This is a genomic window from Pseudomonas gingeri (genome assembly GCF_013386165.1).
GTDB classification, from domain to species: Bacteria; Pseudomonadota; Gammaproteobacteria; order Pseudomonadales; family Pseudomonadaceae; genus Aquipseudomonas; species Aquipseudomonas gingeri_C.
This window is the reverse complement of record NZ_JACAOS010000019.1, coordinates 60,614-83,555: the sequence shown is the minus strand read 5'-3', so window position 1 is coordinate 83,555 and position 22,942 is coordinate 60,614. Positions and strand designations below refer to the sequence as shown.

Here is a 22,942-nt window from a genome sequence, read left to right as displayed (position 1 = left end):
CTACCTATCTATGTAGGCCCTTTGAAAGGCCGCGCCGCATAGGCTCTGTTCCTTGAGAGGCCCCGTTTTGGGCGCCCTGTTGTTCAAGGAGCGAATCGTGGATACCTACAACCCGTTGTTGCACCACTGCGGCAAACTGCTGCCCTATTCGTCCGTGCAGCCCCGTCATCTGAAAGCCGCCATGGCGCAGATTCGCGATGAGGCCCATGGCGCCATTGATGCGATCATCGCCAGCCAAGGCGAATCTCCGACCTGGGACGACTTCGTCGTGCCGCTCGATGCGCTCAATGCCCGCATGTCCTGGTGCCAGGGCGTGATCCAGGTGTTGTCCAGCGCTCGTTCCGGGGAGGACTGGGGCAAGGCGTTCAAGCGCTGCGCCAGGATCGGGGCGCAGTTCGAGCGGATGTTCTGGTCCGATAGCCAATTGCATGCCCTGTACCAGAAGCTCGCCGATAGCCCGCTGGCACAGCAGTTCGATCGCTCGCGGCGAACCTTGCTCGACAGGGTTCTGCGGCAGTTCCGGATGGCGGGCATGGACTTGCCCGCCGACCAGCGTCAGCGGTTCAAGGTGCTGGGGCAGGCGATCGATGAGCTTCGCCTGCGGTTTCTCGGCAACGTGGTCCAGGCCGCCCGTTGCACCAGCCTGCTGATCGGTGTGGAGCAGGAAGCGCAACTGGAGGGCTTGTCCGTTCGGGACAAGGCGTCCATGGCCCTTTACCAGGGGGAGGAACTGCTCGGTTGGTGGATCGACATGGGCGACCCCCAGCTCTTCAGAACGATCATGGCCGATGTTCGCGCGCGCGACCTGCGCGAGCAGGTCTACCGGCTTGGCAGCACACTGGCGTCCGACCGCGGCTTGAAGTCGTGTGAGGCGTTCGACAACAGCGCCCTGCTCGAACAGTTGCTCACGCTGCGTCTGGAGCAGGCGCGAATGCTGGGGTTTGGCAGCTTCGCCGAACTGGCGCTGGAGAGCCTCTCGGTACCGGACATCGCCCATGTCCTGGGATTCTTCTACCAGCAGGTCGTGCAAAAAGCCCCCGGGTGGAGCCGACAAGTGCAGGCATTGGTCGCCACGGCGCCTGACCCGGGCGTACAACGCCTTGAGCCCTGGGACCATGAGTTCCTGGCGCAGCGCCTGCGCATGGACAGTGGTGCGCTGGAGGAGGACGAGTTTCGTGGCTATTTCGAACTCGAACAGGTGCTCGAAAAGATGTTCGACCTGCCCCGGCGTCTGTTCGGTATCGACTTCGTCGAGCGCCAGGAACTGGACACCTGGCATGCCAGCGTCCGTGGCTTCGAGGTCCGGGAGTTCGGGCAAACGACCGGCTACCTGTTTCTCGACCTGTTTGGCCGCGACGAAAAGCCGTTCAAGTCAGGCCATATGTTTTCCCTCGGGCATCGCGTGCTTTCGGTCGAGGGGCGCGATGTGAAGCTGCCGGTGGCGGTACTGTCCTGTGGCCTGCCGATCCCTGAGGACGCAGAGCCGTTGCTGTTGAAGCACGGACAACTGCGCACCTTGTTCCATGAGTTCGGTCATTGCCTGCATCAATTGCTCGACAGATCGGAAACCTGGCAACTGTCGTGTATCGAGCATTCGGGCGTGGATGTCAGGGAGTTCTTTTCCCGGCTGATGGAGCGCTGGTGTTACTGCGTCGATTTCCTGGTCGACATGAGCCGTCACCACCAGACGGGCGAAAGCCTGTCCAGCGATCAGGCCCGGCGCTTGCGTGTCTTCCTGCAGACCCAGACCTGGCTGCACGAAAGCGCGCAACTGACGTATTCGGGCCTGGACTTTTTCCTGCACCTGCTCCAGCAAATCGATACCGAGCAGATTCGCTTGATGACCAAGCTGTGCCTCGACCTCTGGTTGCTGCCCAGGTCCGAGCATGATCGCTTCATCTACAGCTTCAGGCACCTGGCCAGCGGCTATGAGGCCCGCTACTTCACTTATCTGTGGACGTTGGAGCTGGCCACCGAGGTGTTTGCCCGCTTCGAGGACAAGGGGTTGTTCGATGCCGTGCAGGGCCGACGCCTGCGCGCCGAGCTGTTTACCCCTGCTACTTCGCGGCCGTTAGCCGAGTCCGTCGAGGCCTTTCTGGGTCAGCCTTCGAAAGCCGGTATGCAGGTACCCAGCGATCCGGCATTCAAGGCGGTGGTGGCGGAGCTGGACAAGGTGCTGGCCGGGAACCTGGTCACGCACAGCCTGGAGCAACGGGGCTCAGGGCTTGTCGGCTGACTTGACCCAGTTCTGCACATTGCAGGTGGCGTAGGGGCTGGTGCTGCACGCGCCGCTGGCCAGGGCCTCGCGCAGCTTGTCGACCGGTGCCTGCATCATGTAGCGGATGCTGTCCTTGAAGTACGAGCTGCCGTCGAACCCGCCCATCATCATCTCGCTCAGGGCTTCCTCCTTGCTCCAGCCCTGCACCACCACGCGGTACATCGCCGCCATCAGGCCGGTGCGCTCGGTACCCTGCTTGTCGTGGATCAACACCGAACCCCGGTCTTCGGCGTCCTTGATCGCCCGCAAGACCGTCAGCACGTCGGCATCGTCGATATGGCTGATTCGGTAAGGCAGTTGCACCTGCTTGATGCCCGGGTCCGACAGCCAGCTGGAGTCGGCTTCCGGGAGAAAATTGATCACCGTGGTGATGTTCAGCCTGGTCAGGATCGGCAGTGCATTGCTGTCCGGCAAGGTGCTGCGGTAGAGGGTCGGGGTCATCTGGTTGAGGTTGTACTGGGTGCCCACCGGTGTGGCCCACTGCGCCGGGCGTTGGCGTTTGTTGTCGCCGGCCTGGGTGGCGGGCAACAGCAGGCCGGCGAAGAAGATCAGGCCAAGGATGGAAAAAAAACGAACGATCGGCATGTGGACGGCGCCCGAAAAGAAAGAACTCGACAGTGCCCTATAACATTGATTTTTTCGGATCAAAAGCCTGTGAGTCGAGTGTCAAAGATTTGTGAGTAGGGTGCAATACACCACGAAAAAGGCCGTGATTGTTAGCTGAAACGATTCATCTTGATACTTAGGCTGCTATCATTTGTAACTAACGGTTGCCGGTGTGTTCTCTATCGGAAGTGCCTCGATGGAAACCGCGGCCCGAAAATGACAGGTTGCTCAATAGAAGCGGCCGATTAATCCGTGCGTGCATGATGAGTGAGGTAGCGCCATGTCTGATCAAGATCGAGATAACCCCCGGCGTGAGTTCCTGCGCAAAACCCTGACCTTGATCCCGGTGGTCACTGTGGCGAGCAGTGCCCTGGGTAGCAGTGTCCTGCAGGCTGCATCGCAAGCGACGCCAGCGGCCGCCGAGAAGGCATCGGTCAACAACGGGCCCTATGAACCGAGTTTCTTCACTGCCGAGGAATGGGCTTTTCTCAACGCTGCCGTGGCCCGTCTGATTCCGGCCGATGAGCGGGGGCCGGGCGCCCTGGAAGCCGGTGTGCCGGAATTTATCGACCGGCAAATGAACACGCCCTACGCCAGTGGCGCCTTGTGGTTCATGCAGGGGCCCTTCGCCGCCGAGGCTCCAGCGGAGATGGGCTGGCAAAGCAAACTGGTGCCGCGAGAGATCTATCGCCTGGGTATCGCTGCCACGGAGGCCTGGTGCAAGAAGCTGCAGGGTTCAACCTTTGCTGCGCAAGACAGCGCTACCCAGGATGCTTTGCTCAAGCGACTGGAGGCTGGCGACGCCGACTTCGACAGTGTCCCGCCGAAGATTTTCTTCAGCTTTCTGCTGCAAAACACCAAGGAAGGTTTCTTCTGCGACCCGATCCACGGCGGCAATAAGGGCCTGGTCGGCTGGACCCTGATCGGCTTCCCCGGCGCTCGCGCCGACTTCATGGATTGGGTTGAACGCAACGAGCAATACCCCTTCCCGGCTGTATCCATTCGCGGCGAGAGGGCGTAAGCATGGCGATTCAAATGAAGAAGGTCGACGCGGTCATCGTCGGTTTCGGCTGGACCGGTGCGATCATGGCCAAGGAGCTGACTGAAGCCGGGCTCAATGTCGTGGCCCTGGAGCGGGGTCCGATGCAGGACACCTACCCCGACGGCAATTACCCACAGGTGATCGACGAACTCACCTACAGCGTGCGCAAGAAACTCTTCCAGGATATCTCCAAGGAAACTGTCACCATTCGCCATAGCGTGAATGACGTCGCCCTGCCGAACCGCCAGCTCGGCGCGTTCCTGCCGGGCAATGGCGTGGGCGGTGCCGGCCTGCACTGGTCGGGGGTGCACTTTCGGGTCGACCCCATCGAGTTGCGCATCCGCAGTCACTATGAAGAGCGCTACGGCAAGGATTTCATCCCCAAGGACATGACCATCCAGGACTTCGGTGTCAGCTACGAAGAGCTGGAGCCGTTCTTCGACTATGCCGAAAAGGTCTTCGGCACCTCGGGCCAGGCCTGGACCGTCAAGGGCCAAGTGGTCGGCCAGGACAAAGGCGGCAATCCCTACGCGCCGGATCGTTCCAATCCTTTTCCGCTGGAGGCGCAGAAGAACACTTACTCCGCGCAGCTGTTCCAGAAAGCCGCCAGCGAGGTCGGCTACAAGCCCTACAATCTGCCGTCGGCAAATACCTCAGGGCCTTACACCAATCCTTACGGCGCACAGATGGGCCCGTGCAATTTCTGCGGTTTCTGTAGCGGTTATGTCTGCTACATGTACTCCAAGGCCTCGCCGAACGTGAACATCCTGCCAGCGTTGCGCCAGGTGCCGAACTTCGAACTGCGGCCCAATTCCCACGTGCTGCGGGTCAATCTCGACAGCACCAAGCGCAAGGCCACTGGCGTGACCTATGTCGACGCCCAGGGCCGCGAGGTCGAGCAACAGGCCGACCTGGTGATTCTCGGCGCCTTCCAGTTCCATAACGTGCGGTTGATGCTGTTGTCCGGCATCGGCAAACCCTACGACCCGCTCACTGGCGAAGGCGTGGTGGGCAAGAACTTCGCCTACCAGAACATGGGCACCGTCAAAGCGTTCTTCGACAAGGACGTGTACACCAACAACTTTATCGGCGCCGGTGGCAACGGCGTGGCGATCGACGACTTCAATGCCGACAACTTCGACCACGGGCCACACGGTTTTGTCGGTGGCTCGCCGATGTGGGTCAACCAGGCCGGCAGCCGGCCGATTGCCGGGACCTCGAACCCGCCCGGTACGCCGGCCTGGGGCAGTGCCTGGAAACGCGCCACGGCGGATTACTACACCCACCAAGTGTCGATGGATGCCCACGGTGCGCACCAATCCTACCGGGGCAACTACCTCGATCTCGACCCGGTTTACCGCGATGCCTACGGCTTGCCCTTGCTGCGGATGACCTTCGACTGGCAGGAAAACGACATCAAGATGAACCGCTTCATGATGGGCAAATTGAGCAAGGTCGCCGAAGCGATGAATCCCAAGGCCATTGCCCTGCTGGGCAAGCAGGTGGGGGAACACTTCAACACCGCGTCCTACCAGACCACCCACCTCAACGGCGGCGCGATCATGGGCACCGACCCGAAAACCAGCGCGCTGAACCGCTACCTGCAATCCTGGGACGTGCATAACGTCTTCGTCCCCGGCGCGTCGGCCTTCCCCCAGGGGCTGGGCTACAACCCCACCGGGCTGGTGGCGGCGCTGACCTACTGGTCGGCCCGGGCGATCCGCGAGCAGTACCTGAAGAACCCCGGCCCACTGGTTCAGGCATAAGGAGCGATGAACATGAAAGCATTGGTTATCGCCACCCTGGCACTGTTGGGCAATGGCGCGGTCAGCGCCGCCGAGGCCGATCCGTCGGCCCTGATCAAGCAAGGCGAATACCTGGCGCGGGCCGGGGACTGCGTGGCCTGTCACACGGCCAAGGGCGGCCAGCCGTTCGCCGGTGGGCTGCCGATGCAGACGCCCATCGGCACGATCTACTCGACCAATATCACCCCGGACAAAAGTGGGATCGGCGCCTACAGCTTCGAGGACTTCGACCAGGCGGTCCGTCATGGTGTGGCGAAGAACGGCAGTACCCTTTACCCGGCGATGCCCTATCCGTCCTACGCCCGGGTCAGCGACAGCGATATGCAGGCGCTGTACGCCTATTTCATGAAGGGCGTGGCGCCGGTGGCGCAGGACAACAAGGCCGTCGACATCCCCTGGCCGCTGAGCATGCGCTGGCCGTTGGCGGGGTGGCGCTGGGTATTTGCACCCAAGGTCGCCGAATATCAGGCCGGCAGCGGCGCCGACCCGGTGGTGAGCCGTGGCGCCTACCTGGTGGAAGGCCTCGGCCATTGCGGTGCCTGCCATACGCCACGGGCCCTGACCATGCAGGAAAAGGCCTTGGGAGCGAGTGATGGCAGTGCCTTCCTGGCGGGCAGCGCGCCGCTGGAGGGCTGGATCGCGAAGAGCCTGCGCGGCGACCACAAGGATGGCCTCGGCAGCTGGAACGAAGCGCAACTGGTGCAGTTCCTCAAGACCGGTCGCAGTGATCGCAGCGCGGTATTCGGCGGCATGAGCGACGTGGTGGTGCACAGCATGCAGTACATGAGCGATGACGACCTGACGGCCATTGCCCGCTACCTCAAGAGTCTGCCGCCGACGGATCCGAAGGACGTGCCTCATGCCTATGAGCCACAAGTCGCACAGGCCCTGTGGAAAGGCGATGACAGCAAGCCGGGGGCGTCGGTGTATATCGACAACTGCGCGGCCTGCCACCGTACCGACGGTCATGGTTACACCCGGGTGTTCCCGGCGTTGGCCGGCAACCCGGTGGTGCAATCGGCGGACCCGACATCGTTGATCCATATCGTGCTCAAGGGCGGCACCTTGCCAGCGACCCACAGCGCGCCTTCGGCCTTCACCATGCCGGCGTATGCCTGGCGGTTGTCGGATCAGGAAGTGGCGGATGTGGTCGGTTTCATTCGCGGCAGTTGGGGTAACCAGGGCGGCGAGGTGAAGGCCAGTGAGGTGGCGGCGTTGCGCAAGGAGGATGCACAGGCCACTCCATAAAATCCTCAACGCCCGAACAACCCGATAACGCTCGCATACTCCAATCAATGTAGGAGCGAGCTTGCTCGCGATGGCGGCCGAATAGTCGATGCAAGACTCAAGGGCCTCATCGCGAGCAAGCTCGCTCCTACAGGGGCGGCACGTTCAGCCAGACGGCGCTAGGCAGATTCGCCCGACTCCATTACTGTATATAAATACAGTAATGGAGCATTTCCAATGTTCACCCCGCTCCCTCCCCGTGGCCGTGGCACCGCGACCAACCCGCACAACCGCTTCGCACCCAATCGTTCGGTGGCCGAGGACGACGGTTGGTACCAGGAGGTTCCGCTGACCCAGGGCACCGAGGTGCGCCTCGAGACGGCGAAATCCATCATCACCCGCAACACCTCCCCCGACCTGCCTTTCGACCGCACCATCAACCCCTATCGCGGCTGCGAGCACGGTTGCATCTACTGCTACGCCCGGCCCAGCCACGCCTACTGGGATATGTCCCCAGGCCTGGATTTCGAAACCAAGCTGATTGCCAAGACCAACGCGGCCGCCGTGCTGGAGCAGCAACTGTCCAAGCCGGGCTATCGTGTTGCGCCGATCAACCTGGGCTCCAACACTGATCCCTACCAGCCGATCGAGCGCGAGCATAAGCTCACCCGGCGGATTCTCGAGGTGTTGCTGCGCTATCGGCATCCGGTCACCATCGTCACCAAGGGCTCGCTGATCCTGCGCGACCTCGACCTGCTGACGGAGCTGGCGCAGCAACGCCTGGTGGCGGTGATGATCAGCCTGACCAGCCTCGACGACGAACTCAAGCGCATCCTCGAACCTCGTGCGGCGGCACCCAAGGCGCGCTTGCGGGCGATCCGGGTGATGCGTGAAGCGGGGATCCCGGTGGGCGTGCTGTGTTCGCCGATGATTCCGATGATCAACGACAGCGAGCTGGAAAGCCTGCTCACCGAGGCCCGTGACGCCGGCGCCCAGAGCGCCGCCTACATGATGCTGCGGCTGCCGCTGGAGGTCGCGCCGCTGTTCGAGGAGTGGCTGGCCGCCCATTACCCGCAACGGGCGGCCCATGTGCTGAGCCTGATCCGCCAGACCCGCGGCGGGGAACTCTATGACAGCCGGTTCGGTGCACGGATGCGCGGCGAAGGGCCGTTTGCCGACCTGTTGGCGCAACGCTTTGCCAAGGCCATCAAGCGCCTGGGCCTCAACCGTCGGGAAGGCTTCAACCTCGATTGCGCGGCGTTCTGTCCCCCCGGAGGGCAGATGTCGCTACTCTGAGACATGGCCCGGACGAAGGTCGCTTGGCGGCGTTTGGCTTGCGCCTATACTCTTGGAGCACTAGCCCAAGGAACTTCTGGAACGTCCGTCCTAGAGCCTCTGATTCAGCTTGAGTTAAGTTTTCGCAGCTAGGGTGAAGTTGCCTGTTTCGTGCAGGTGGTGTTCAAGGAATCAGGCGCATTGATCCGAGAGTGCTGGCCGCGAGCAAGCCAAATCAGGAAAATCTCCTTCAATCCGTCAGAAAAGAGGATGAATCATGAGTGACAAGGATAAACAGCCATTGGCTGCGTCGGTACCAGGGCTCCCCGGGGCCGAAAGTGCCGATGCGGCGCTGCAGCATATCGTTGATGGCTTCCTGCATTTTCATCATGAAGTCTTTCCGCAACAGGAAGAACTGTTCAAGAAGCTCGCCACGGCCCAGAGCCCGCGGGCGATGTTCATCGCCTGTGCCGACTCGCGCATCGTGCCCGAGCTGATTACCCAAAGCGCCCCCGGCGACCTGTTCGTGACCCGCAACGTCGGTAACGTGGTGCCGCCCTATGGGCAGATGAACGGCGGTGTCTCGACCGCCATCGAATACGCGGTGCTGGCCCTGGGCGTGCAACACATCATCGTTTGTGGGCATTCGGATTGCGGTGCCATGCGTGCGGTGCTCAACCCCGACAGCCTGGAAAAGATGCCTACGGTCAAAGCCTGGCTGCGCCATGCGGAAGTGGCGAAGACCATGGTCCATGAGAACTGCGACTGCGCCAACGAAAGCGAAAGCATGCACGTGCTGACCGAAGAAAACGTCATCGCCCAGTTGCAGCACTTGCGCACGCACCCCTCGGTGGCCTCGCGCATGGCCAACGGTCACCTGTTTATCCATGGCTGGGTCTACAACATCGAAACCAGCGAAATCAAAGCGTATGACGCCGATCGGGCCTGCTTCCTGCCCCTCGACGGTACTCATCCGATCCCGAGTGCGACGCCCAAAGCCCGCTTCTAGCGCCTGAAGCTTCCTCAAACCCTTGGGTTCAGCCACGACCGACGTTCGAGCGGTCGGGCTTTGCCATGCCTGAAGAAATCCTCAGGAGATTGATCATGCGTGCAGCACAACTGAAAGCGGTTTTGCCACGGGAGCTGTTGGCTTCGGTGGTGGTATTCCTGGTCGCCCTGCCGTTGTGCATGGGGATCGCTATCGCGTCCGGCATGCCGCCGTCCAAAGGGCTGATCACCGGCATCATCGGTGGGTTGGTGGTGGGCTGGTTAGCGGGGTCGCCGTTGCAGGTCAGCGGTCCGGCCGCGGGCCTGGCGGTGCTGGTGTTCGAACTGGTGCGCGAGCACGGCATGGCCATGCTCGGGCCGATCCTGTTGCTGGCCGGCCTGCTGCAACTGCTGGCCGGACGCCTGCGCCTGGGCTGCTGGTTCCGGGTCACCGCGCCGGCAGTGGTCTACGGCATGCTCGCCGGTATTGGCGTGTTGATCGTGTTGTCCCAGGTTCATGTGATGCTGGACGGTTCGCCCCTGCCCTCGGGGTTGGACAATCTGCTGGGCTTCCCCGCCGCTCTGGGTCAGGTGTTTTCCGGCGAAGGCAGCGGCTTGCAGGCCGGGGCTTTGGGCCTGGGGACGATGCTGGTGATGTGGCTATGGGACAAGCGCAAACCCCAGGCCCTGCGCTTTGTTCCGGGCGCGCTGCTGGGCGTCGGCCTGGCGACCCTGGCGAGCCTGTTGCTGGCGCTGTCGGTCAAGCGCGTGGAAGTTCCAGCCAATCTGGCTGAAGCCATCGATTGGCTGCGGCCCGCCGACCTGCTCAACCTGGCCGATCCCAAGCTGCTGATCGCGGCCTTTGCGGTGGCCTTTATCGCCAGCGCTGAAACCCTGTTGTCAGCGGCCGCCGTGGACCGTATGCACGACGGCCAGCGTTCGGACTTCGACCGCGAACTGTCGGCGCAGGGTGTCGGCAATATGCTCTGTGGCCTGCTCGGGGCGTTGCCCATGACCGGGGTGATCGTGCGCAGCTCGGCGAATGTCCAGGCCGGCGCCCGGACCCGGTTGTCGGCCATGTTCCATGGCCTGTGGCTGCTGGCGTTTGTGCTGTTGCTGTCCAGCGTGCTGCAAAGCATTCCGGTGGCGAGCCTGGCGGGTGTGCTGGTGTATACGGGCATCAAGCTGGTGGACCTCAAGGCCTTTCGCGGCCTGGGGCGCTACGGACGGATGCCGATGTTGACCTATGGGGCCACGGCGTTGGCGATTGTCTGCACCGACTTGCTGACGGGGGTGTTGATCGGCTTCGGCCTGACCCTGGCGAAGCTGGCCTGGAAAGCCTCGCGCTTGAAAATCAGCCTGGTGGACTTGCCCACCGAGGGCGAGATGGAGTTGCGGCTCTTGGGGGCGGCGACCTTTCTCAAGGTGCCGGCACTGACCCAGGTGCTGTCGACGATTCCATCGGGCACGGTGGTGCATGTGCCGCTGGGCAACCTGAGTTACATCGACCATTCCTGCCTGGAACTGCTGGAAGAATGGGATCGGGCCAACCGGGCCAAGGGTTCACGCCTGGTGATCGAGTCCCATGGTTTGAAACGACGTCTGGAAGGACGGCTACGGACCACCACGGGCATCGGCTCTGCCGCCGCCTGATGGTGCTCTGGAAAACGCCGCAAAACCTAATGTAGGAGCCAGCTTGCTGGCGATGGCAACCGTAAAAACGATGCAAGCCTTGAGGGCCTAATCGCTGGCAAGCCAGCTCCTACAGGGGACCGCGTTGGCAGGGGGCCGCGTTCGGCTTTGACCGGCTGGCCGGTTCAGGCCCCAGGCTGCTCCAGCTCCAAGCCCACGCCCAGTTGGCGCGACAGGCAGGGCCAGCGCTTCCATGCCGCTTCGGTGTCCGGGCTGTGCAGGCGCTCGCGATAGGCTTCCACTGATTCCAGGGCAAAGCTCTCTTCGTTGAGCATTTCATCAACCGCGTGATGCACCGCTTCATCCAGCTGGTTGGCGAACGTCTCGCCGATCAACTGGTGGGCGATCAGGTTGGCCACGGTAATGTCCGATGGAATCAACGGCTGGCCGAAGTGCTTGATGTACAGGTCGTTGACCTCCTCCACCAGGCGGTGCGCCAGATAGGCTTCGTCGAGCAGCTCGTCGAGCCCGACATGGCCGTCCAGGATCGCCGGCGGTTGCAGGAAAAACTGCTCGGCAATTTTCAGTACAGGCTTGATCTGCGCCTCGATGCCGGCTTCGCGCGCCACCTCGTTGGCCGCATCCAGCAGGTCGGGTACCAGGTCGATATACGCTTTTACAAATCGCGTCAGCACACCTTTTGCGTCGACGTCCGGTAATTGAATAGCGGGATGAAGGTGCGGCAATTGAACTTCAAGTTGACGAGTCAACTGGCCGGTACCGGTCTCGTGTTGATGGGCACGTTGAATCTGCTCGCGCAATGCGGCGGTGTTCATGAAAACTCCAGAGGGTGAGACAAAGGGAAAAAGGGAGAATACAAAGTAGCTGGGTTATAAAAGATGTTCAGACGCATTTGTAATAATTATTTCATGCTTATATGCATGAGTTATATCGATTTGCCATCATCTTCGCTCGAGCCCAGGTAAATAAAGGCTTTGAGCCTTATTCAAAGTCACCTGTCAGTTCATTTCCGACATCGCATGGCGCGGTCCCGGTCGCTGTCTATACTCGATTTTGTAGGGAGTTAGCTGATGACGCCCGGCTGCTGTTGCAGGCCAGGCCGAATGGTCCGCTTACGCAGTACGACCATTCCCTTGGCCGCAGGTGAAAGCCGGCGGGATAACAAGAACGATAAGGGGAACCCGCAATGATGCGACATCCACGAGTCTGGATGGGCCTCCTGTTGTGGTCGATATTCAGTCAGGCGCAGGCCGCCTGGACCGTGAATATGACGCCTGGAGCTACGGAAGTCAGTCACGAGATCTTTGATCTGCACATGACCATTTTCTGGATCTGTGTGGTGATCGGCATCATCGTGTTCGGCGCGATGTTCTGGTCGATGATCGTACACCGACGCTCCACCGGCCAGGTAGCGGCCAAGTTCCATGAAAGCACCACCGTGGAAATCCTCTGGACCATCGTGCCCTTGCTGATCCTGGTGGTGATGGCGATTCCCGCGACCGCCACCTTGATCAAGATGTACGACACCAGTGAGTCGGACATCGATATCCAGATCACCGGCTATCAATGGAAGTGGCACTACAAATACCTGGGCCAGGATGTCGAATTCTTCAGCAACCTGTCCACCCCCGCCGAACAGATGCATAACCAGGTGCCCAAGGGCGAAAACTACCTGTTGGAAGTCGACCAGCCGCTGGTCTTGCCGGTGGGCGCCAAGGTGCGTTTCCTGGTGACCTCCGCCGACGTGATCCATTCCTGGTGGGTGCCGGCCTTCGCCGTCAAGCGCGATGCCATCCCGGGGTTCTTCAACGAAGCCTGGACCCGGGTCGACAAGCCCGGCATCTACCGTGGGCAATGCTCCGAACTGTGCGGCAAGGACCACGGCTTCATGCCGGTGGTGGTCGATGTCCGCACCAAGGCCGACTACGACAGCTGGCTGGCCGATCGCAAGGCCGAATCCGCCAAGCTCAAGGAACTGACCAGCAAGGAGTGGACCCTCGAGGAACTCAAGGAACGCGGCGACAAGATCTACCACACCACTTGTGTGGCCTGTCACCAGGCCGAGGGCCAGGGCCTGCCGCCGATGTTCCCGGCACTCAAGGGCTCGAAGATCGCCACCGGCCCCAAGGAGGATCACCTGCACCGGGTGTTCTTCGGCAAACCGGGCACGGCCATGGCGGCCTTCGGCAAACAGTTGTCGGAAGTCGATATCGCCGCCGTCGTGACCTACGAACGCAATGCCTGGGGCAACAACAAGGGCGACATGGTCACGCCCAAGGAAGTACTGGCGCTGAAGCAGACGGAGGGCAAATGAACAGGTCCGTTGCGGGTTCGCCGAATCGGCCGGGGCCCCGCGCCCCGCGCCCAGCCGTTCAGCCGTTTGCAGGAGACAGGACATGAGTGCAGTGATCGACGACCATGGCCATGGCGGCCACGATGAGCACGCCGCCCACGGTCCCGCCAAGGGCCTGATGCGCTGGGTACTGACCACCAACCACAAGGATATCGGCACGTTGTACCTGTGGTTCAGCTTCGCCATGTTCCTGCTCGGCGGCTCCTTCGCCATGGTGATCCGCGCCGAGCTGTTCCAGCCGGGCCTGCACATTGTCGAACCGGCGTTCTTCAACCAGATGACCACCATGCACGGCCTGGTGATGGTCTTCGGCGCGGTGATGCCGGCCTTCGTCGGCCTGGCCAACTGGATGATCCCGCTGATGATCGGCGCGCCGGACATGGCCTTGCCGCGGATGAACAACTTCAGTTTCTGGCTGCTGCCGGCGGCGTTCTCGCTGATGGTTTCGACCCTGTTCATGCCCGGCGGCGGACCGAACTTCGGTTGGACCTTCTATGCGCCGCTGTCGACCACCTACGCGCCCGAAAGCGTGACCTTCTTCATCTTCGCCATCCACATGATGGGCATCAGTTCGATCATGGGCGCGATCAACGTGATCTCGACCATTCTCAACCTGCGTGCACCGGGCATGACCCTGATGAAGATGCCGCTGTTCGTCTGGACCTGGCTGATCACCGCGTTCCTGCTGATTGCGGTGATGCCGGTGCTGGCGGGCTGCGTGACCATGATGCTGATGGACATCCATTTCGGCACCAGCTTCTTCAGCGCCGCCGGCGGCGGTGATCCGGTGCTGTTCCAGCATGTGTTCTGGTTCTTCGGCCATCCCGAGGTGTACATCATGATCCTGCCGGCGTTCGGCGCGGTCAGTGCGATCATCCCGGCGTTTTCCCGCAAGCCGCTGTTCGGCTACACCTCGATGGTCTACGCCACGGCGAGCATCGCCTTCCTCTCGTTCATCGTCTGGGGCCACCACATGTTCGTGGTTGGCATTCCCCTGGTCGGCGAGCTGTTCTACATGTACGCGACCATGCTCATCGCGGTGCCGACCGGGGTGAAGGTGTTCAACTGGGTCAGCACCATGTGGCAAGGCTCGCTGACCTTCGAGACGCCCATGCTGTTTGCGGTGGCCTTCGTCATCCTGTTCAGCATCGGCGGGTTCTCCGGGCTGATGCTGGCGATGGCGCCGGCGGACTTCCAGTACCACGGCACCTATTTCGTGGTGGCGCATTTCCACTACGTGCTGGTGCCGGGGGCGATCTTCGGGATCTTCGCCTCGACCTACTACTGGCTGCCGAAGTGGACCGGCCACATGTACGACGAAACCCTCGGCAAGCTGCACTTCTGGCTGTCGTTCATCGGCATGAACCTGACCTTCTTCCCGATGCACTTCGTCGGCCTGGCGGGGATGCCGCGGCGGGTGCCGGACTACAACCTGCAGTTCGCCAACTTCAACATGGTCTCCTCGATCGGCGGCTTCATGTTCGGGGTCACGCAGTTGCTGTTCCTGTTCATCGTCATCAAGTGCATTCGCAGCGGTCCGCCGGCCCCGGCCAAACCCTGGGATGGCGCGGAAGGCCTGGAGTGGAGCATTCCCTCGCCGGCGCCGTATCACACCTTTACCACGCCGCCGGAAGTCAAATAAGTCATGGCCGACTCGATCTCGCTCAAACGCCTGGTCACGCGCCTGTTGCTGGTGGTGGTAGCGATGTTCGCCTTCGGTTTTGCCCTGGTTCCGCTCTACGACGTGATGTGCAAGGCCTTCGGGATCAACGGCAAGACCGCCGGGCAATATGAAGGCGAGCAGGTGGTCGACCTGTCGCGCAAGATCGGCGTGCAGTTCCTCTCGACCAATGCCGTCGACATGGTCTGGGAGTTCTATCCCGAGGCCGAGCAGTTGAGCGTGCACCCCGGTGCGGTCAACGAGATGCTCTTCGTCGCCTACAACCCCACCGATCATGTGATGAAGGCCCAGGCCATCCCGAGCATCGCCCCGGCGAATGCGGCGGTGTATTTCCACAAGACCGAATGCTTCTGCTTTACCCAGCAGACGCTGCAGCCCGGGCAGCGGATCGAGATGCCGGTACGTTTCATCGTTGACCGCGACATGCCCAAGGATGTGAAGCACCTGACGCTGGCTTATACGCTGTTCGACATCACCGCCCGCAATCCGCCTGCAGCGGGTACGGGCGGCTAGGACATTTGGCGTGCCCGATAAGGAGAACAATAAATGGCGATTCATGAGCACTATTACGTACCGGCCCAGAGCAAGTGGCCGATCATTGCCACGGCGGGCATGCTGACCACCATGTTCGGCCTGGGCACCTGGTTCAACGACCTGAAGGCGGCGCGCCCGGAATCCCACGGTCCGCTGATTTTCTTCGTCGGCGGACTGCTGCTGGCCTATATGCTCTTTGGCTGGTTCGGCACGGTGATCAAGGAAAGTCGCGCCGGGCTCTACAGCCCGCAGATGGACCGTTCGTTCCGCTGGGGCATGAGCTGGTTCATCTTTTCCGAGGTGATGTTCTTTATCGCCTTCTTCGGCGCGCTGTTCTATGTGCGCAACCTGTCGGTGCCATGGCTGGCCGGTGACGGTGGCGCGAAGGGCATCGCCCACCTGCTCTGGCCGAACTTCCAGAACGCCTGGCCATTGCTGCACAACCCCGATCCGAAACTCTTTCCCGGGCCCAAGGAAACCATCAGTCCCTGGGGCTTGCCGCTGCTCAATACCGTGTTGCTGGTCAGTTCCAGCGTCACCGTGACCATCGCCCACCATGCCTTGAAGAACGGCCATCGTGGTGCCCTGAAAATCTGGCTGGCGATCACCGTGCTGTTGGGGATCGCGTTCCTGAGCTTTCAGGCCAAGGAATACATGCATGCCTATCACGAGCTGGGGCTGACCCTGGGTTCGGGGATCTACGGCGCGACCTTCTTCATGCTCACCGGTTTCCACGGTGCCCACGTGACCATCGGCACCCTGATCCTGTTCGTCATGCTGATGCGGGTGATGCGCGGGCACTTCAATGCCGAGCATCAGTTCGGCTTCGAAGCGGCCAGTTGGTATTGGCACTTCGTCGACGTGGTCTGGATCGGCCTGTTCGTTTTCGTCTACGTGCTCTGAGCCTTGCCGGCCCCAGGGCTTTACCAGGGGGCCGAGGACACCAGTTGGCCGCTGAAAAAGCCCCAACTGATCAAGGCCAGGGTGATCACGGCAAGCCCGACCCGAACCGTCAGGGCATGGACCAGGCGCTTGGAGTTCGCGTCGTCCTTCACCAGGAAGAACAGGCCGCTGAACAGGCTGGCCACCGTGGCCAACAGCATCAGGACAATCGCCGCTTTCAACATGGTGAGACTCCGGGGGAGATGCGCATGCAATTGAGTATAGCGAGTGGGATAGCGGCCATCGGGGTGCGGCCATGAGGCGCTTTCAGCCGGGCATCGCGCCGACGCTGGTGGTGCTCGTGTTGCTGCCGTTGCTGGTCTGCCTGGGTTTCTGGCAGCTGAGCCGCAGCGAGCAGAAGCGCGTGCTGCTGGAGAACCATGCCCAGCGGCGGACCTCTGAACCGGTGGCCGGCGAGCAATTGAAAGCGATGCCCGATCCGGCGTTCCGGCGGGTGCGGCTCAGTGGTCAGTTCGACGCCGAACACAGCTATCTGCTGGATAACCGCATGCGCGACGACCGGGTCGGCGTGGAGCTGTTGCAGCCGTTCCACGATGAGTCCAGCGGCCTGTGGTTGCTGGTCAACCGGGGCTGGTTGCCCTGGCCGGATCGGCGCACGCCGCCGGTGTTCAGTACCCCAACGCAACGGCTGGAGATCGGCGCCTGGGTGTATGTCTCGCCTGGCGCGACGTTCCAGTTGGGCGCCGACCCGGCCAATGCGCGCTGGCCACGGCTGGTGACCGTGGTCGAACCGGACAAGCTCTGGGCGGAACTGGGGCGCACGGGTTTCAACTACGAGCTGCGCCAGGAGTCCGGGCCGGCGGCCTACGAGGCCGGCTGGCCGGTGGTCTCCGAAGGCATGGGGCCGGAAAAGCATGTGGCCTATGCGGTGCAGTGGTTCGCCATGGCACTGGCGCTGTTCGGCCTTTATCTCTACCTCGGATGGCATAACGCAAGGGAGAAACACCATGGGAGCGGCCATGAATCCACTGAACACAGCTGAAGCCCCGCCACGGCGTGGCCGCGGGCGCTGGCAACTGATCATGATCCTGCTGGTGGTGATCGGCCCGATGGTCCTCGCCACCGGGATGTACAAGTTGCAGTTCTGGGTGCCGGAGAGCCGCAGTTATCACGGCGAGCTGATCGGCAACGGGGAAAGCCGCGCAGACCTGGGGGTGCAGACCGACGAGCAACGTTGGCAGATGCTGGTGACGGCGCCAGGAGACTGTACCGCGGACTGCCAGCAACTGGTCTATCTGGCGCGGCAGGTGCAGATCGCCCTCGGTCGCGAGGCGTCCCGGGCCAGCCATGCCCTGGCGACGGCGCAACCCGTGGAGACGAGCTACGACGCCAAGCTCAAGCGTGAATACCCGCGGTTGCAGCGCTATCCGCTGGAGCTCGCGGCCTATAACCGGGAGGCCAAGGGCAACGGCGCGGCGCAACTGTGGATCGTCGATCCCCACGGCAACCTGGTGCTGCGTTATGACGCCGGGGTCAATGGCAAGGACTTGCTCAACGACCTGGTGCAACTGCTGAAACTGTCGAATATCGGCTGAGGGCATCGTCATGGCCAAACCTGGATTTCGCCTTGCTTTGTTTGCCACGGTGTTGGCGCTGATCGTCGTCCTGCTGGGCGCCTACACCCGCCTGACCCACGCCGGCCTGGGTTGCCCCGACTGGCCGGGTTGCTACGGCTTTATCAGCGTGCCCAAGAGCGAAGCCCAACTGGCCCATGCCGAGCTGCATTTTCCCGATACCCCGGTGCAAGCCCACAAGGGCTGGAACGAGATGATCCACCGCTACTTCGCCGGGACCCTGGGCTTGCTGATCGTGTTGCTGGCGGCGCGCTCCTGGCATGAGCGTCGGCGTGATGGGCAACCGCTGAAATTGCCGCTGTTCCTGCTGGGGGTGGTCTTCGCCCAGGCGGCCTTCGGCATGTGGACGGTGACCCTCAAACTCTGGCCCCAGGTGGTGACCGCGCATCTGCTCGGCGGCTTTGCCACCTTGAGCCTGCTGTTCCTGCTGACCTTGCGCCTGTCCGGCGTGCTACCGGCGCTGGCGGTGCCACGGCGCTTGCAGCGCTGGGCCACGGCCGGGCTGCTGCTGGTGATCCTGCAGATCGCCCTTGGCGGCTGGGTCAGCTCCAATTATGCGGCGGTGGCCTGTATCGACCTGCCGACCTGTCACGGGCAATGGTGGCCGAACGCGGATTTCGCCAACGGTTTTCACCTGACCCAGCATATCGGCCCCAACTACCTGGGCGGCCAGCTCGACAGTGATGCGCGCACGGCGGTTCATCTGACCCATCGTGTCGGCGCGCTGTTGGTGACCCTGGTGTTGCTGGGGTTGGCCTGGCAACTGCGGGCGGTGGGCATGACCCGGCTTGCCGGTCTGCTGTTGCTGGCGCTGGCGGCGCAGATCAGCCTGGGCTTGAGCAATGTCTACTTTCATCTGCCGCTGCCGGTAGCGGTGGCACACAACGCCGGCGGCGCAGCGTTGCTGCTGACGCTGGTGCTGGTCAACTACCACGCGCGTACCGCGCTGGTCCGGGTGCGCAGGCAAGCACCGGCACGCTGGCGCCTGAGTCCGATCAAAGCGGTCCATGCGCCCATCACGATCAAGGGAGAACTGCCGTGGCGACTGTAATCGGTGAGCGTCAGGCCCAGGCCCTGTGGCGCGACTACCTGGAACTGACCAAGCCCAAGGTGGTGGTGTTGATGCTGATCACCTCGCTGGTGGGCATGTTTCTCGCGACCCGTGCCGGGGTGCCCTGGACCGTGCTGGTGTTCGGCAACCTGGGCATCGGCCTGTGTGCCGGCGGCGCGGCGGTGGTCAACCATGTGGTGGATCGGCGCATCGATGCGTTGATGGCCCGCACCCACAACCGTCCGCTGGCCCAGGGACGGGTATCGCCGGCGGCGGCGCTGGGTTTCGCGCTGGTCCTCGCGCTGCTCGGGCAGGCCTTGCTGCTGGGCTTCACCAACCCGCTGACGGCCTGGCTGACCCTGGCCTCGCTGCTCGGTTACGCGGTGATCTACACCGGCTTTCTCAAGCGCGCGACGCCGCAGAACATCGTCATTGGCGGGCTGGCCGGGGCGGCACCGCCCTTGCTCGGCTGGGTCGCGGCCACCGGCCATGTCAGCGCCGAACCGCTGTTGCTGGTGCTGATCATCTTTGCCTGGACCCCGCCGCACTTCTGGGCTTTGGCCATCCATCGCAAGGAAGAGTACGCCAAGGCGGATATCCCGATGCTGCCGGTGACCCATGGCGAGCATTACACCAAGGTGCATATCCTGCTCTACACCTGTGTCCTGCTGGCGGTCAGCCTGCTGCCGTTCGTGATCCACATGAGTGGGCCACTCTATCTGGTCTGTGCCACGTTACTGGGCGCGCGCTTCCTGCACTGGGCGTGGGTGCTGTACCGTGGCAGTCAGCCGCATGCGGCGATCAACACCTTCAAGTACTCTATCTACTACTTGTTCCTGCTGTTTATCGCGCTGCTTGTCGATCACTACCTATTGTTGAATCTATGACTCGAGTTCAGAAAACCGTTTTTATTCTCGTCGCCGTGGTGGCCCTGGTCCTGGGCTTGACGGTCAATAAAGTGTTGAACAACCAGCGCCAGGGCGAGCCGACGGCGATGATCGATGCGGGGATTATCCTGCTGCCCCAGAGCCGTTCGTTGCCCGGGGTGAAGATGACCGACCAGAACGGCCAGCCGGTGCAGGTCGACGAGCTCAAGGGCAAGTGGAGCCTGCTGTTCTTCGGCTACACCTTCTGCCCGGACATCTGCCCGACCACCCTCGCCCAGTTGCGTCAGATCAAGAGTGAATTGCCCAAGGACGTGGTGGGCCAGATGCAGGTGATCCTGGTCAGCGTCGACCCGAACCGCGATACGCCGCAGCAGCTCAAACAGTACCTGGGGTATTTCGATCCGGATTTCCGCGGGCTGACGGCGGGTTCGATCGAGGATCTGCAGAAGGTCGCCAATGCCCTGAGCATTCCGTTTATTCCTGCTGACACCAGCAAGCCCAACTACACGGTCGACCATAGCGGCAACCTGGCGATAGTCGGGCCGGACGGCACCCAGCGCGGTTTTATCCGTGCGCCGTTGAACAATCAGAAGCTGGTGGCGCAGTTGCCGGATTTGCTCAAGCGCAAGTAGCGGCTACTTGGCAAACATCTGCCCGATGTCCTTGAATGCCTTGAACTCCAGGGCATTGCCGCAGGGGTCGAACAGGAACATGGTGGCCTGTTCGCCCACCTGGCCCTTGAAGCGCACGTAGGGTTCGATCACGAACGCGGTGCCCTTCGCCTTCAAGCGTTCCGCCAGCGCTTCCCAGGTGTCCCATTCCAGCACCACGCCGAAATGCGGCACCGGCACGTCGTGGCCGTCCACCGGGTTGCTCAGCGCCTGTTCCTGGGCCGCCGTCCTGGCCTGGTAGTGAATAACCAACTGGTGACCGAAAAAGTCGAAGTCCACCCAGTGATCGCTGCTGCGTCCTTCCGGGCAGGCAAAAACATCACCATAGAAATGTCGGGCCGCAGCCAGGTCATGGACCGGGATTGCCAAGTGAAACGGTGAAAGCGCCATGTCGGATACCAGGCTGGGGGAAAGTGCTTTCAGTTTAGCGATGATTATTTTGTTGAAAAGCGCATATTCTTGCTCTCGAGCCCGACTATTTTTGCTGGATAAGCCTGATGCTCCGTGAACTCAAGACCTTTATCCGGGTTGCCCGCGAAGGCACCTTTGTCGCCGCCGGCCAGCAGGTGGGGCTGACCCAGTCGGCGGTCAGTGCGCAAATGCGCGTGCTGGAGCAGAACCTCGGGGTGCGCCTGTTCGACCGTAGCGGGCGGGCCGCGGTGCTGAATGCGGCGGGTCGCCATGCATTGCCCCTGGCTGAGCAGATCCTCGCGTTATACGGGCAGATGGCCCTGTCGACGACGGCCGCCGAGTGGCAGGGTGAGTTGCGTATCGGCGCGATTGCCACGGTGCAGACCGGCTTGTTGCCCCAGGCCTTGCCACGTTTTCGCCAGGCGGCGCCACGGGTGGAGTTGAAGCTGGTACCGGGCGTCTCCCTAAATCTGTTGGGCCAGGTGGACGCCGGTGAGCTGGACCTGGCGCTGTTGATCAAGCCGCCGTTCGAGCTGCCCAAGGAGTTGCTGGAGATTCCCCTGGCCAGCGAGCCCTTCGTGCTGATTGCGCCGCTGAATTTGCCGGGGGATGACCCGCTGCAATTGCTCGCCGAGCAGCCGTTCGTGCGTTATGACCGGACGTCGTTCGGTGGGCGCCTGGTCAGTCAGTTTCTGCGCGAGCAACGGATACAGGTACGCGATGCGTTGGAGCTGGATGAGCTCGAAGCCATTGCGCGGATGGTGGAGTGCGGGCTGGGGGTGTCGCTGTTGCCCCGGGCGGGACTGTGGTTGCAGCGGGCGGATCAGTTGCGGGTGATCGAGTTGGGTGAACTGACCTTTGAACGGCAGTTGATCGCGGTGTTGCGGCGTGCCCAGCGGCAGCCGGCGCTGGATTGTTTGCTGGAGTGCTTGCGCCAACCGCTGTAGCGCCAGTCAGTCAGGAAATTTAAAGCCGAGCGCGGTCTTGTGGCGAGCGGGCTTGCCCGCGTTCGACTGCGCAGCAGTCGTAAAACCGATCACCGTGTTCTACCTGACACACCGCGTTCGCCGGTTTTAGGGGCGCTTCGCACCCCAGCGCGGGCAAGCCCGCTCGCCACAAGTTGAAACTTCCTTCGCTGACGGGTAACGCCCCGTGGCTTAGAACGCCGGAACGATCGCGCCCTTGTACTTCTCGAGGATGAAGGCTTTCACTTCAGGGCTGTGCAGCGCCGCAACCAGCTTCTGCATGGCGTCCGAGTCCTTGTTGTCCGGACGGGCCACCAGGATGTTCACGTACGGCGAATCGCTGCCTTCGATGATCAACGCGTCCTTGGCCGGGTCCAGCTTGGCTTCCAGGGCGTAGTTGGTGTTGATCAGGGCCAGGTCGACCTGGGTCAGCACGCGCGGCAGGGTGGCGGCTTCCAGTTCGCGGATCTTCAGGTCCTTGGTGTTCTCGACGATGTCTTTCGGCGTCGAGAGGATGTTAGTGGCATCCTTCAACTTGATCAGACCGGCTTTCTGCAGCAGCAACAGGGCACGGCCGCCGTTGGTGGCGTCGTTCGGGATCACCACGTTGGCGCCGCCCGGCAGGTCGGCGAGTTTCTTGTACTTGCTGGAGTAGGCGCCCAGCGGTTCGATGTGCACGCCGGCAACGCCGACCAGGTGAGTGCCCTTGGCCTTGTTGAACTCATCCAGGTACGGCTGGTGCTGGAAAAAGTTGGCGTCCAGGTGCTTCTCGGAGACTTGCACGTTCGGTTGCACGTAGTCGGTGAAGACCTTGACCTTCAGGTCCACGCCTTCTTTGGCCAGGACCGGTTTGACGAACTCGAGGATTTCCGCGTGGGGAACCGGCGTAGCGGCCACGGTCAGGGTTTCTGCGGCGTGGGCCGAGAAGGCCGCAACGGCGGCAAAGGCAGCGATCAGTTTTTTCATCGAACGACTCCAT

22 protein-coding genes are annotated in these 22,942 nt (G+C 62.1%); 17 read left to right on the top strand and 5 right to left on the bottom strand.

All coding sequences use genetic code 11. The features are described from left to right. Nucleotides 1-97 precede the first annotated feature (97 nt). A complete protein-coding gene (locus HX866_RS24845) occupies nt 98-2,236 on the top strand; it encodes a M3 family metallopeptidase (protein WP_177140587.1) in 2,139 nt (712 codons plus the stop codon). Here the strand turns inward: HX866_RS24845 and HX866_RS24840 are convergent. Next, nucleotides 2,219-2,863: a phosphatase domain-containing protein gene (locus tag HX866_RS24840; RefSeq protein WP_177093805.1), complete on the bottom strand. Its 645-nt coding sequence runs from the start codon at nt 2,861-2,863 to the stop codon at nt 2,219-2,221. The two genes, HX866_RS24845 and HX866_RS24840, sit on opposite strands and share 18 nt — an antisense overlap. A 301-nt stretch (nt 2,864-3,164) precedes the next feature. Between HX866_RS24840 and HX866_RS24835 the strand changes: the two genes are divergently transcribed. The 6 genes from HX866_RS24835 to HX866_RS24810 all read left to right on the top strand — a co-directional run bounded on the left by HX866_RS24835 (nt 3,165) and on the right by HX866_RS24810 (nt 10,873). Next, entirely contained in the window at nt 3,165-3,905 is a 741-nt protein-coding gene (locus tag HX866_RS24835; RefSeq protein ID WP_177093804.1) for a gluconate 2-dehydrogenase subunit 3 family protein, read from the top strand. Between the two features lie 2 nt (nt 3,906-3,907). Next, nucleotides 3,908-5,692 (top strand): GMC family oxidoreductase, encoded by a 1,785-nt coding sequence (locus HX866_RS24830; RefSeq protein ID WP_177140586.1) that lies wholly within the window; start codon nt 3,908-3,910, stop codon nt 5,690-5,692. Between the two features lie 12 nt (nt 5,693-5,704). Continuing rightward, entirely contained in the window at nt 5,705-6,979 is a 1,275-nt protein-coding gene (locus HX866_RS24825; protein WP_177140585.1) for a cytochrome c, read from the top strand. Between the two features lie 216 nt (nt 6,980-7,195). Next, nucleotides 7,196-8,254, top strand: a complete 1,059-nt coding sequence (locus HX866_RS24820; RefSeq protein ID WP_177140584.1) for a PA0069 family radical SAM protein — start codon at nt 7,196-7,198, stop codon at nt 8,252-8,254. Nucleotides 8,255-8,510: 256 nt separating this feature from the next. Then, nucleotides 8,511-9,242, top strand: coding sequence for a carbonic anhydrase (locus HX866_RS24815; RefSeq protein WP_177125417.1), 732 nt, complete (start codon nt 8,511-8,513; stop codon nt 9,240-9,242). A gap of 95 nt (nt 9,243-9,337) precedes the next feature. Beyond that, nucleotides 9,338-10,873, top strand: a complete 1,536-nt coding sequence (locus tag HX866_RS24810) for a SulP family inorganic anion transporter (RefSeq protein ID WP_177140583.1) — start codon at nt 9,338-9,340, stop codon at nt 10,871-10,873. A 164-nt stretch (nt 10,874-11,037) separates the two neighbouring features. On the opposite strand, the gene HX866_RS24805 is transcribed toward HX866_RS24810, so the two are convergent. Continuing rightward, nucleotides 11,038-11,688, bottom strand: coding sequence for a hypothetical protein (locus HX866_RS24805; RefSeq protein WP_177140582.1), 651 nt, complete (start codon nt 11,686-11,688; stop codon nt 11,038-11,040). A 371-nt stretch (nt 11,689-12,059) separates the two neighbouring features. On the opposite strand from HX866_RS24805, the gene coxB reads away from it, so the two are divergent. The 4 genes from coxB to HX866_RS24785 all read left to right on the top strand — a co-directional run bounded on the left by coxB (nt 12,060) and on the right by HX866_RS24785 (nt 16,344). Continuing rightward, the gene (gene coxB / locus HX866_RS24800; RefSeq protein WP_177093797.1) at nt 12,060-13,187 is read left to right on the top strand and encodes a cytochrome c oxidase subunit II; all 1,128 of its coding nucleotides are present in this window, start codon (nt 12,060-12,062) and stop codon (nt 13,185-13,187) included. 82 nt (nt 13,188-13,269) lie between these two features. After that, nucleotides 13,270-14,868 carry a cytochrome c oxidase subunit I gene (gene ctaD / locus HX866_RS24795; RefSeq protein WP_177093796.1) on the top strand — a complete coding sequence of 533 codons (1,599 nt, stop codon included), beginning with the start codon at nt 13,270-13,272 and terminating at the stop codon, nt 14,866-14,868. Between the two features lie 3 nt (nt 14,869-14,871). Beyond that, nucleotides 14,872-15,420, top strand: a complete 549-nt coding sequence (locus HX866_RS24790) for a cytochrome c oxidase assembly protein (RefSeq protein WP_177125415.1) — start codon at nt 14,872-14,874, stop codon at nt 15,418-15,420. Nucleotides 15,421-15,453: 33 nt separating this feature from the next. After that, entirely contained in the window at nt 15,454-16,344 is an 891-nt protein-coding gene (locus HX866_RS24785) for a cytochrome c oxidase subunit 3 (RefSeq protein WP_177125414.1), read from the top strand. Nucleotides 16,345-16,364: 20 nt separating this feature from the next. Here the strand turns inward: HX866_RS24785 and HX866_RS24780 are convergent, their stop codons facing one another. Next, on the bottom strand, nt 16,365-16,568 hold the full coding sequence (locus tag HX866_RS24780; RefSeq protein ID WP_177093793.1) for a twin transmembrane helix small protein: 204 nt from the start codon (nt 16,566-16,568) through the stop codon (nt 16,365-16,367). Nucleotides 16,569-16,639: 71 nt separating this feature from the next. Here HX866_RS24780 and HX866_RS24775 point away from each other — a divergent pair, with 71 nt between their 5' ends. From HX866_RS24775 to HX866_RS24755, 5 genes are read left to right on the top strand one after another with little or no spacing between them, the layout of a single operon-like run. Then, nucleotides 16,640-17,386: an SURF1 family protein gene (locus HX866_RS24775; RefSeq protein WP_177093792.1), complete on the top strand. Its 747-nt coding sequence runs from the start codon at nt 16,640-16,642 to the stop codon at nt 17,384-17,386. After that, nucleotides 17,352-17,939, top strand: a complete 588-nt coding sequence (locus HX866_RS24770; protein ID WP_177140581.1) for a hypothetical protein — start codon at nt 17,352-17,354, stop codon at nt 17,937-17,939. Before HX866_RS24775 ends, HX866_RS24770 begins: the two co-directional genes overlap by 35 nt. A gap of 10 nt (nt 17,940-17,949) precedes the next feature. Continuing rightward, nucleotides 17,950-19,029 carry a COX15/CtaA family protein gene (locus HX866_RS24765; protein ID WP_177140580.1) on the top strand — a complete coding sequence of 360 codons (1,080 nt, stop codon included), beginning with the start codon at nt 17,950-17,952 and terminating at the stop codon, nt 19,027-19,029. Continuing rightward, nucleotides 19,017-19,916, top strand: coding sequence for a heme o synthase (gene cyoE, locus HX866_RS24760; protein ID WP_177093789.1), 900 nt, complete (start codon nt 19,017-19,019; stop codon nt 19,914-19,916). The genes HX866_RS24765 and cyoE overlap by 13 nt, the downstream gene beginning before the upstream one ends. Beyond that, nucleotides 19,913-20,548: an SCO family protein gene (locus HX866_RS24755; protein ID WP_177140579.1), complete on the top strand. Its 636-nt coding sequence runs from the start codon at nt 19,913-19,915 to the stop codon at nt 20,546-20,548. The genes cyoE and HX866_RS24755 overlap by 4 nt, the downstream gene beginning before the upstream one ends. A 3-nt stretch (nt 20,549-20,551) precedes the next feature. Here HX866_RS24755 and HX866_RS24750 read toward each other — a convergent pair whose 3' ends face one another. After that, nucleotides 20,552-20,977 (bottom strand): VOC family protein, encoded by a 426-nt coding sequence (locus HX866_RS24750; protein WP_177093787.1) that lies wholly within the window; start codon nt 20,975-20,977, stop codon nt 20,552-20,554. 107 nt (nt 20,978-21,084) lie between these two features. Between HX866_RS24750 and HX866_RS24745 the strand changes: the two genes are divergently transcribed. Then, nucleotides 21,085-21,945, top strand: a complete 861-nt coding sequence (locus tag HX866_RS24745) for a LysR family transcriptional regulator (protein ID WP_177101207.1) — start codon at nt 21,085-21,087, stop codon at nt 21,943-21,945. A 210-nt stretch (nt 21,946-22,155) separates the two neighbouring features. On the opposite strand, the gene HX866_RS24740 is transcribed toward HX866_RS24745, so the two are convergent. Further along, nucleotides 22,156-22,929: a MetQ/NlpA family ABC transporter substrate-binding protein gene (locus HX866_RS24740; RefSeq protein ID WP_177093785.1), complete on the bottom strand. Its 774-nt coding sequence runs from the start codon at nt 22,927-22,929 to the stop codon at nt 22,156-22,158. Nucleotides 22,930-22,942 lie beyond the last annotated feature (13 nt).

Coding starts and splice junctions, on each gene's coding strand:
- HX866_RS24810 (WP_177140583.1), top strand. CDS start 9,338: ATGCGTGCAGCACAACTGAAAGCGGTTTTGCCACGGGAGCTGTTGGCT.
- HX866_RS24750 (WP_177093787.1), bottom strand. CDS start 20,977: ATGGCGCTTTCACCGTTTCACTTGGCAATCCCGGTCCATGACCTGGCT.
- HX866_RS24775 (WP_177093792.1), top strand. CDS start 16,640: ATGAGGCGCTTTCAGCCGGGCATCGCGCCGACGCTGGTGGTGCTCGTG.
- HX866_RS24805 (WP_177140582.1), bottom strand. CDS start 11,688: ATGAACACCGCCGCATTGCGCGAGCAGATTCAACGTGCCCATCAACAC.
- coxB (WP_177093797.1), top strand. CDS start 12,060: ATGATGCGACATCCACGAGTCTGGATGGGCCTCCTGTTGTGGTCGATA.
- HX866_RS24790 (WP_177125415.1), top strand. CDS start 14,872: ATGGCCGACTCGATCTCGCTCAAACGCCTGGTCACGCGCCTGTTGCTG.
- HX866_RS24765 (WP_177140580.1), top strand. CDS start 17,950: ATGGCCAAACCTGGATTTCGCCTTGCTTTGTTTGCCACGGTGTTGGCG.
- HX866_RS24820 (WP_177140584.1), top strand. CDS start 7,196: ATGTTCACCCCGCTCCCTCCCCGTGGCCGTGGCACCGCGACCAACCCG.
- HX866_RS24815 (WP_177125417.1), top strand. CDS start 8,511: ATGAGTGACAAGGATAAACAGCCATTGGCTGCGTCGGTACCAGGGCTC.
- HX866_RS24770 (WP_177140581.1), top strand. CDS start 17,352: ATGGGAGCGGCCATGAATCCACTGAACACAGCTGAAGCCCCGCCACGG.
- HX866_RS24755 (WP_177140579.1), top strand. CDS start 19,913: ATGACTCGAGTTCAGAAAACCGTTTTTATTCTCGTCGCCGTGGTGGCC.
- HX866_RS24785 (WP_177125414.1), top strand. CDS start 15,454: ATGGCGATTCATGAGCACTATTACGTACCGGCCCAGAGCAAGTGGCCG.
- HX866_RS24825 (WP_177140585.1), top strand. CDS start 5,705: ATGAAAGCATTGGTTATCGCCACCCTGGCACTGTTGGGCAATGGCGCG.
- ctaD (WP_177093796.1), top strand. CDS start 13,270: ATGAGTGCAGTGATCGACGACCATGGCCATGGCGGCCACGATGAGCAC.
- HX866_RS24830 (WP_177140586.1), top strand. CDS start 3,908: ATGGCGATTCAAATGAAGAAGGTCGACGCGGTCATCGTCGGTTTCGGC.
- HX866_RS24835 (WP_177093804.1), top strand. CDS start 3,165: ATGTCTGATCAAGATCGAGATAACCCCCGGCGTGAGTTCCTGCGCAAA.
- HX866_RS24780 (WP_177093793.1), bottom strand. CDS start 16,568: ATGTTGAAAGCGGCGATTGTCCTGATGCTGTTGGCCACGGTGGCCAGC.
- HX866_RS24745 (WP_177101207.1), top strand. CDS start 21,085: ATGCTCCGTGAACTCAAGACCTTTATCCGGGTTGCCCGCGAAGGCACC.
- HX866_RS24840 (WP_177093805.1), bottom strand. CDS start 2,863: ATGCCGATCGTTCGTTTTTTTTCCATCCTTGGCCTGATCTTCTTCGCC.
- HX866_RS24740 (WP_177093785.1), bottom strand. CDS start 22,929: ATGAAAAAACTGATCGCTGCCTTTGCCGCCGTTGCGGCCTTCTCGGCC.